The organism is Streptomyces sp. (assembly GCF_050698815.1).
In the GTDB taxonomy this organism is placed as follows: domain Bacteria; phylum Actinomycetota; class Actinomycetes; order Streptomycetales; family Streptomycetaceae; genus Streptomyces.
The window spans coordinates 1-8,016 of record NZ_JBOHCV010000573.1; the positions used below are offsets into that span (position 1 = coordinate 1).

The window sequence follows — 8,016 nt, forward strand, 5'->3', positions numbered from 1 at the left end:
GGGCTCCGGAGGCGCCCGCACCCCGCCCGCATCCCGCGCCCGCACCCCCTGCGGCGGCGTGTGCTCGGCGGGAGGGGCCCACCCCTGCCGCGCCGCGTAGCTACACTGCACACAGGCCAAGTGCGCCACAGGCTCACAGCGTCGTGCGTCTGCCCTGCCCCCGCGGGGATGACCCCTCCAACGACTGACCGCCGCCCGCGGCGAGGATGATCCGCCAGGACTGGAGACCACGTGAGCAAGCCCGTAGTACTGATCGCCGAAGAGCTCTCGCCCGCCACCGTCGACGCGCTCGGCCCGGACTTCGAGATCCGGCACTGCAACGGCGCCGACCGATCCGAGCTCCTCCCCGCCCTCGCCGATGTGGACGCCGTCCTGGTGCGCTCGGCGACCAAGGTGGACGCCGAGGCGATCGCCGCGGCGCGGAAGCTCAGGGTGGTGGCCCGCGCGGGCGTCGGGCTCGACAACGTCGACGTGCCCGCGGCCACCAAGGCGGGCGTCATGGTGGTCAACGCTCCCACCTCCAACATCGTCACCGCCGCCGAGCTCGCCTGCGGTCTGCTCATCGCGACGGCCCGTAACATCCCGCAGGCCAACTCCGCGCTGAAGAACGGCGAGTGGAAGCGCAGCAAGTACGCCGGCGTGGAGCTGAGCGAGAAGACCCTCGGCGTCGTGGGTCTGGGCCGGATCGGCGTGCTGGTGGCCCAGCGGATGTCCGGGTTCGGCATGAAGGTCGTCGCCTACGACCCGTTCGTGCAGCCCGCCCGGGCCGCGCAGATGGGCGTGAAGCTGCTCTCCCTGGACGAGCTGCTGGAGGTCTCGGACTTCATCACCGTCCACCTCCCCAAGACCCCGGAGACCCTCGGCCTGATCGGCGACGACGCGTTGCACAAGGTCAAGCCGAGCGTGCGCCTCGTCAACGCCGCCCGCGGCGGGATCGTCGACGAGGCGGCACTGGCGTCCGCGCTCAAGGAGGGCCGGGTCGCCGGCGCGGGTCTGGACGTGTACGCGAGCGAGCCGTGCACCGACTCGCCGCTCTTCGAGTTCGACCAGGTCGTGTGCACCCCGCACCTGGGCGCCTCCACGGGCGAGGCGCAGGAGAAGGCGGGCATCGCGGTCGCCAAATCGGTGCGTCTCGCGCTGGCGGGCGAGCTGGTGCCGGATGCGGTCAACGTCCAGGGCGGCGTCATCGCCGAGGACGTACGCCCGGCGCTGCCGCTGGCCGAGGGCCTGGGCCGGATCTTCACCGCGCTGGCGGGCGAGGTCGCCCTCCGGCTCGACGTCGAGGTGTACGGCGAGATCACCCAGCACGACGTCAAGGTGCTCGAACTCTCCGCCCTCAAGGGCGTCTTCGAGGACGTCGTCGACGACACCGTGAGCTACGTCAACGCCCCGCTGTTCGCCCAGGAGCGCGGCGTCGAGGTCCGGCTCACCACCTCCAGCGAGTCGGCGGAACACCGCAACGTGGTGACCGTGCGCGGCACCCTCGGCAATGGCGAGGAGGTCTCCGTCTCCGGCACCCTGACCGGGCCCAAGCACCTGCAGAAGATCGTCGCCGTCGGTGACCACGACGTCGACCTGCCGCTCGCCGAGCACATGGCCTTCTTCCGCTACGCCGACCGCCCCGGCATGGTCGGCACCGTCGGCCGCATCCTCGGCGAGGCGGGTATCAACATCGCGGGCATGCAGGTGGCGCGCGCCACGGCGGGCGGCGAGGCGCTGGTGGCGCTCACCGTCGACGACACGATCCCGGCCCCGGTCCTCACCGAGATCAAGGGCGAGATCGGCGCGACCTCCGCCCGCAGTGTGGACCTCACGGACTGACCGGGACGTACGTTCAACGGCTGTGCCCGTACCGCTGATCGACGCGGTACGGGCACAGCCGGCTTCCGGGCCCTCCGCCTGCGCGGACGAATCGAGAGGAACGAGCAGTGACCGTCGAACGCCCCGGCCCACCCCTCACCGCGGGGGAGCGGCAGACGCTGCGCGGCTTCCTCGACCACCACCGCGCGACGCTGGCCATGAAGTGCGAAGGGCTCGGTGACGAGGACCTGCGCCGGCTGTCGATGCCGCCCTCCACCCTCTCGCTGCTCGGCCTGGTACGGCACATGGCGGAGGTGGAGCGGTCCTGGTTCCGCCGTGTGATCAACGGTGAGGACATCCCGCTGGTCTGGTCCGACGACTTCGACTTCCAGGTCGCGTACGACGCGAGCACGGCCACCCGTACCGAGGCGTTCGACGCCTGGCAGCGCGAGGTCGATCACGCACGCCGGATAGAGGCGGAGGCGGAGTCGCTCGATGTCACCGGTCACGACGCCAGGTCGGGCGACGATTTCTCGCTCCGTCTGGTGATGCTGCACCTGATCCAGGAGTACGCCCGCCACAACGGCCACGCCGACTTCCTCCGTGAAGGAATCGACGGCACGGTGGGCGTCTGACCGGACCCGTCAGCGTCGGGGCACCGGGCCGGGAGGGTTCCCGCCCGAGGTGAGGTAGGCGATGACCATGTCGCCGAGCATGGTGCGGTAGTGCTCGTGACGGTCCGGTGCCGTGAGGTCGCGTCCGAACAGAGCGCGGAACGTGTACCGGTTGGCGACCCGGAAGAAGCAGAACGAGCTGATCATCGCGTGCAGGTCGAGGGCGTCGACGTCGGCGGTGAAGACGCCCTCGGCGTGGCCCGACTCCAGGATTCGGCTGATGACCGTGATCGCGGGGGAGTTGAGGGAGCCGAGCGTCGACGAGGCGGCGATGTGCTCGGCCTCGTGGATGTTCTCGATGCCGACGAGACGGATGAAGTCCGGGTGTGCTTCATGGTGGTCGAAGGTGAGCTCGGCGAGGCGGCGGATCGCGGCGACCGGATCCAGATGCTCGACGTCGAGTTCCTGCTCCCGGTGCCGGATGACCGCGTACGCCCGCTCCAGGACGGCGGTGAAGAGCTGTTCCTTGCTGCCGAAGTAGTAGTAGATCATCCGCTTGGTGGTCTCGATCCGGGCGGCGATCTCGTCCACCCGGGCGCCGGCGTAGCCGAGCCGGGCGAACTCCCGTGTCGCGACCTCGAGGATCTCCGCCTGGGTCCGGGCCGCGTCTCTCGTGCGCTTGGCGGGCTGTGGCGGCTGGGGGACGGCGGCGGCCATGCGGCTCCTCGTCGGTACGGTCGGTGCGACGCGTACCAGTCTAGGAAGGTGCCGGAGCGGGGGCCGCGCCGCCGGGAGGGGTACTGGACTGGTATCGCTCATACGCCTCGGTGCGCCGTGTGCTGGGCGGCGAGCCGGACCGTCGCGTTCCGGGCGCCGTAGCCACGGTATTCGCCGGTGCGCTGCACGACCTCGAAGAAGATCCGCCCGACTGTGGCGGTGTAGCAGTGGAGGAACTCGCCGCGCTCGTCCCGGTCGTAGAGGATCTCCAGCTCACGCAGGGTCTCCAGGGTTTCCGCGGGCAGGTCGTAGCGGGCGTCGAGGTCGTCGTAGTAGTTCGCGGGGATGGACAGGAACGCGGCGCCGCGCTGCCGCATGCGCCTCGCGGTGGCGATGATGTCGTCGGTGGCGAGCGCGATGTGCTGGGGACGGGTGCCGGCCGCCCCCTCCGGGCTCGGGGCGACGTTCAGCGCGATTCTCAGGCTGCCTTCGGCGTTGGCCACGGCACGGCTGCGGAACAGGCCGTAGGGGTCGGCCAGATCATGGCTCTCATCGGGCTTCAGGCCCAGCACGCTGCGGTAGAAGAGGGCCGCCTCGTCGAAGTGGTGCCAGGGCTGGGTCAGCGCCATGTGGTCGATGCCGGTGATACCGGTGCCGTCACTCGCCGCCGCCTCGGGCGGTCCGGCCGGTACGGGGGCGAAGTCCGCCGTCCAGCTGGGGTGGTCCGCGTGCCCGGTACGGCAGAGGAAGAGTTCGGTGCCGTCCGGCGCGGCGACCGCGTCCAGGCGGGTCTCCCGCGCTCCACGGCGGCGCGGCACCACGGGGGCGAGCAGCGTTTCCGCGCGCCGCACCGCGGCGGACGGGTCGGGGGACTCCAGGCCGATGGCGGCGAGCGCCGGACCGGAACGGCGGTCGGCTCCCGTGGTGTTGAGCAGGATTCGGGCCTCCCCCTGCTCCCACATCTCCACCGGTTTCCCGGTGTGGCGCCCGGTACGGGCGAAGCCGAGCGAGCCCAGCAGTCCGCGCAGCGGCTCGGTGTCCGCTGCCGCCAGTTCGGCGAAGGCGAAGCCGGACGGTACGACGGGCGACGGTGGCGTGGCGAGCCCGGCCGACTCCTCCAGCGCGAGCAGCGAGCGCATCGCGTCGACGGCGGTGCGGCCCGCGTCGGCCTGGCGGAAGACGTCGTTGAACACCTCGAGGGAGAGCGGCCCTTGGTATCCGGCCTTGACGGTGTGTGCCAGCAGGCCGGTGAGGTCGAGGCCCCCCTGGCCGGGGAAGCAGCGGTAGTGGCGGCTCCACTGGAGGACGTCCATCGCCATCAGCGGGGCGTCGGCGAGCTGGAGGAAGAAGATCTTCTCGCCGGGGATCTCTTCGATGGCCCGGGGGTCGGAGGCCCGGGAGATGATGTGGAAGCTGTCCAGGCAGGTACCGAGCGAGGGGTGGTCCGCCGCCTTCACCACGCGCCACGCATGGTCGTACGTGCTGATGTGGCGCCCCCACGCCAGGGCCTCGTAGGCGATACGGATGCCGTGCCGCTGGGCCCGTTCGGCGAGCTCGTACAGGTGCCCGGCGGCGAGTGCGTCGTCATCGACGGCGTCGGGCGAGACGCTGGAGCACACCAGCAGCAGGTCCGCGCCGAGCCGTTCCATCACCGCGAACTTGCGTTCCGCACGCCGGAGGTTGTCGGCCAGAAGGTCGGCGGGGACGGCCTCGTAGTCGCGGAACGGCTGGTAGAGGTCGATGCTCAGTCCCAGATCGGCGGCGCGGGAGCGCACCTCCTCCGGGCTGAGCGGGGAGGCGATCAGGTCGTTCTCGAAGATCTCGACGCCGTCGAATCCCGCCGCGGCGATGGCGGTGAGCTTCTCGGAGAGCGACCCGCTCAGCGACACCGTGGCGATGGACTTACGCATGACCGTTCTCCTTAAGGTCCCCGGAGTGCGGAAGCCCCGACGACGCCGACCAGGGCGGCGAGGTCTTCGAGCATCCGGTCGGTATGAGGCTCCAGCCCGGTGAAGAGCCGGAAGGCGTCGGCGGCTTGGAACGCGGCCATCCCACCGCCGTCGAGGGTGCGGCAGCCGCGTCGGCGGGCCTCTCGCAGCAGCTCCGTCTCCAGCGGCCGGTAGACGACTTCGGCCACCCACAGGTCCGGGCGGACCGACTCGGCGGGAAGGGGCAGCCCCGGGCTGGCCGCCATGCCGACGGGTGTGGCGTGGACGAGGCCGTCCGCGTGGGCCAGCTCGCGAGCTGTGCCGGCCGGATCGGCCGCGGTGACGCGTCCTTGCCCGAATCGGCGATTCAGTGCCGCCGCGAGGCGCTCCGCGCGGACCGGGTCGGTATCGACGAGGGTGAGCCGGCCCGCGCCGAGGCCGAGCAGTGCGTGGGAGACGGCCGCCCCGGCGCCCCCGGCGCCGAGCTGCACCACGCGGTGCAGCGGCGCACCGGGCAGTCCCGCCGTGAAGGACTGGGCGAACCCGGTCACGTCGGTGTTGTGCCCGACCGATCGTCCGGCACGGAAGACGACGGTGTTGACCGCCCCGACCTCCGCCGCCTCCGGTGCCAGCTCATCGAGATGACCGAGCACCGACTGCTTGCAGGGATGGGTGATGTTGAGCCCGTCGAAGCCGACCATCCGTGCGGCACGCAGCAGTTCGGGTGCGGCCTCCTCGGCACCGGTCCCCGGCAGCGTGCCGAGATCGATGGTGCGGTAGAGCAGGCGCAGACCATGCCGGTCTGCCTCACGCTCGTGCAGCTCAGGGCTGAGCGACGGGCCGATCCCGGCCCCGATCAGACCGGTGAGGTACGAAGGTGGGGTCGTCGCGGTCACCTCACGGCCCCGGCCGGCCCCGTCTTCAGGCCGGCGTCGGCCGTCGCCTTCAGGCCGAGGTCGGCCGTCGGCACCCGGTGCGTCTCGCGGCCGGTCGCCACGGCGATCGCGCTGACGGCGCAGAAGGCGGCGGTGAAGGCGGCGACGCCTGCCCAGCCGTCACCACCCGGGCCCGCGATCTGTTCGGCGAAGCCCACGGCGAAACCGGCGATGGCGAAGCCGATCTGAGTTCCGACGGCCATCCCCGAGAGCCGGACCTGGGCGGTGAACATCTCGCCGTAGAGCGAGGGCCAGATGCCGTTGGCCGCGCTGTAGACCACGCCGAAGAGGACGATGCCGGTCAGCAGCACCAGCGGGAAGCTCCCCGTCGACACCGCCCACAGATAGACGAAGATCATGATGCCGGAGCCGATCGTGCCGGTCAGGAAGACCGGCTTACGGCCGATCCGGTCCGAGAGCCTGGCCCACAGCGGGATGGCGAGCAGGGCGACGGCGTTGGCGAGTACGCCGACCAGGAGCATGGACGACTCCTCCAGGCCGGAGTCGTCTTTGGTGGCGAAGGAAAGGGCCCAGACGGTGAAGATGGTGCTCACGGTCGCGACGAGCGCTCCGCAGATCACGCGCAGCACATCGGCCCAGTGGTGCCGTGCCAGCTCGACCAGCGGCAGCCTGGCCACCTCGTTCCTCGCCGACGCCTGCTCGAAGACCGGTGTCTCCTCGAGCTTCCGGCGGATGACGTAGCCGGCGACGGCGACGATCGCGCTCAGCAGGAACGGTATGCGCCAGCCCCAGGTGTAGAGCTGGTCGTCCGGGAGGGCGGCGACGGGGATGAAAACCAGGGTGGCCAGGATCTGGCCCGCCTGCGTCCCGTTCAGGGTGAAGCTGGAGTAGTAGCCGCGACGGTGCTCCGGGGCGTGTTCCAGCGTCATGGAGTTCGCGCTGGCCTGTTCGCCGGCGGCCGAGAGGCCCTGCAGCACCCGCATCAGGACCAGCAGCACCGGGGCCACGGTCCCGATCTGCGCGTAGGTGGGCAGGCAGCCGATGGCGAAGGTGGACAGGCCCATCATGATCAGCGTGAGCACCATGATCTTCCGACGGCCGAGCCGGTCGCCGAAGTGCCCGAGGAACAGCGCGCCGACCGGGCGTGCGGCGTAAGCGACACCGAAGGTCGCCAGGGAGATCAGCGTCGCCGTAGCGGGATCGCCGGGGTTGAAGAAGACCTTGGGGAAGACCAGGGCCGCGGCGCTGCCGTAGATGAAGAAGTCGTAGTACTCCAGCGCGCTGCCGATCCACGCGGCGAAGGCGGCCTTGCGGGGTTTGCCCGGTGGAAGGGCGGGTTGGGCCGAGGCATCGACCGAGTGAGCGGACACGGGACTCCTCCGGATAGGGCGGCGCGTTTCGAGTGAACGCACTAGATAGTTAATTACGGATCCAAGGATGTTGCGTCCGGCTCCCCCCGCTGTCAATACCTCGCGCAGCCCTCAGCTCGCGGCGCTGTTCACAGTCGCGCCGCCTTGAGCGCCATGTGCAGCAGCAGCCGGTCCTCGCCGTCGCCGAGGTCGAGTCCGGTGAGCGCTTCGATGCGGGAGAGCCGGTAGTAGAGCGTCTGCCGGTGGATGCCCAACGCCGCCGCGGTGCGGCCCGCCTGGCCCGCGTGGTCGAGGAACACCTCGGCCGTGCGGGCCAGTTCGGTGTGTGCCGGACGCAGCAACTCCCGTACGGCCGGCTCGTCACGGACGTGCCCCGTCGGTGCGGTCAGTCCGGTCAGCAGGCGGTACGGGCCGATCGCCGTCCACTCCGCGACCGGTCCCAGCCGCCCCTCGGCGCCGGCCGCCCGGGCGGCGGCGACCGCCTCCCGCCAGGCGGGCACCAGTTCGGCGAGGCCGCGGGGCGCCGCGCTGATGCCCGCGGTCACGGTCACCCCCGCGTCGGGGCGCGGTGTGCGCAGCAGCCGGCCGGCGACAGTACGGGCGGGACCGAGCCCGTCCGGCGTCCGCAGCCGCACCAGAGCGGCGAGCGCGTCCGCGGGATCGCCGCCCCGCGCGGTCGCCGCCGGCAGCA

General features: G+C 71.2%; 7 protein-coding genes. 2 read left to right on the forward strand and 5 right to left on the reverse strand.

Features of this window, described 5'->3' with window-relative positions:
• Positions 1–231 precede the first annotated feature (231 nt).
• Positions 232–1,821, forward strand: coding sequence for a phosphoglycerate dehydrogenase (serA, locus tag ACRDP3_RS20615; protein ID WP_431518454.1), 1,590 nt, complete (start codon positions 232–234; stop codon positions 1,819–1,821).
• Positions 1,822–1,928: 107 nt separating this feature from the next.
• Positions 1,929–2,435 carry a DinB family protein gene (locus ACRDP3_RS20620; protein ID WP_431518455.1) on the forward strand — a complete coding sequence of 169 codons (507 nt, stop codon included), beginning with the start codon at positions 1,929–1,931 and terminating at the stop codon, positions 2,433–2,435.
• Between the two features lie 9 nt (positions 2,436–2,444).
• Here the strand turns inward: ACRDP3_RS20620 and ACRDP3_RS20625 are convergent, their stop codons facing one another.
• The 5 genes from ACRDP3_RS20625 to ACRDP3_RS20645 form a co-directional block, all read right to left on the reverse strand.
• Positions 2,445–3,131, reverse strand: a complete 687-nt coding sequence (locus tag ACRDP3_RS20625) for a TetR/AcrR family transcriptional regulator (RefSeq protein ID WP_431518456.1) — start codon at positions 3,129–3,131, stop codon at positions 2,445–2,447.
• A gap of 98 nt (positions 3,132–3,229) precedes the next feature.
• The gene (locus ACRDP3_RS20630; protein ID WP_431518457.1) at positions 3,230–5,041 is read right to left on the reverse strand and encodes a bifunctional sugar phosphate isomerase/epimerase/4-hydroxyphenylpyruvate dioxygenase family protein; all 1,812 of its coding nucleotides are present in this window, start codon (positions 5,039–5,041) and stop codon (positions 3,230–3,232) included.
• 11 nt (positions 5,042–5,052) lie between these two features.
• Positions 5,053–5,955 carry a shikimate dehydrogenase gene (locus ACRDP3_RS20635; RefSeq protein WP_431518458.1) on the reverse strand — a complete coding sequence of 301 codons (903 nt, stop codon included), beginning with the start codon at positions 5,953–5,955 and terminating at the stop codon, positions 5,053–5,055.
• Positions 5,952–7,325: an MFS transporter gene (locus ACRDP3_RS20640; RefSeq protein ID WP_431518459.1), complete on the reverse strand. Its 1,374-nt coding sequence runs from the start codon at positions 7,323–7,325 to the stop codon at positions 5,952–5,954. Before ACRDP3_RS20640 ends, ACRDP3_RS20635 begins: the two co-directional genes overlap by 4 nt.
• A 128-nt stretch (positions 7,326–7,453) precedes the next feature.
• A partial coding sequence (locus ACRDP3_RS20645; RefSeq protein ID WP_431518460.1) for a PucR family transcriptional regulator occupies positions 7,454–8,016 on the reverse strand: 563 nt, incomplete at its 5' end.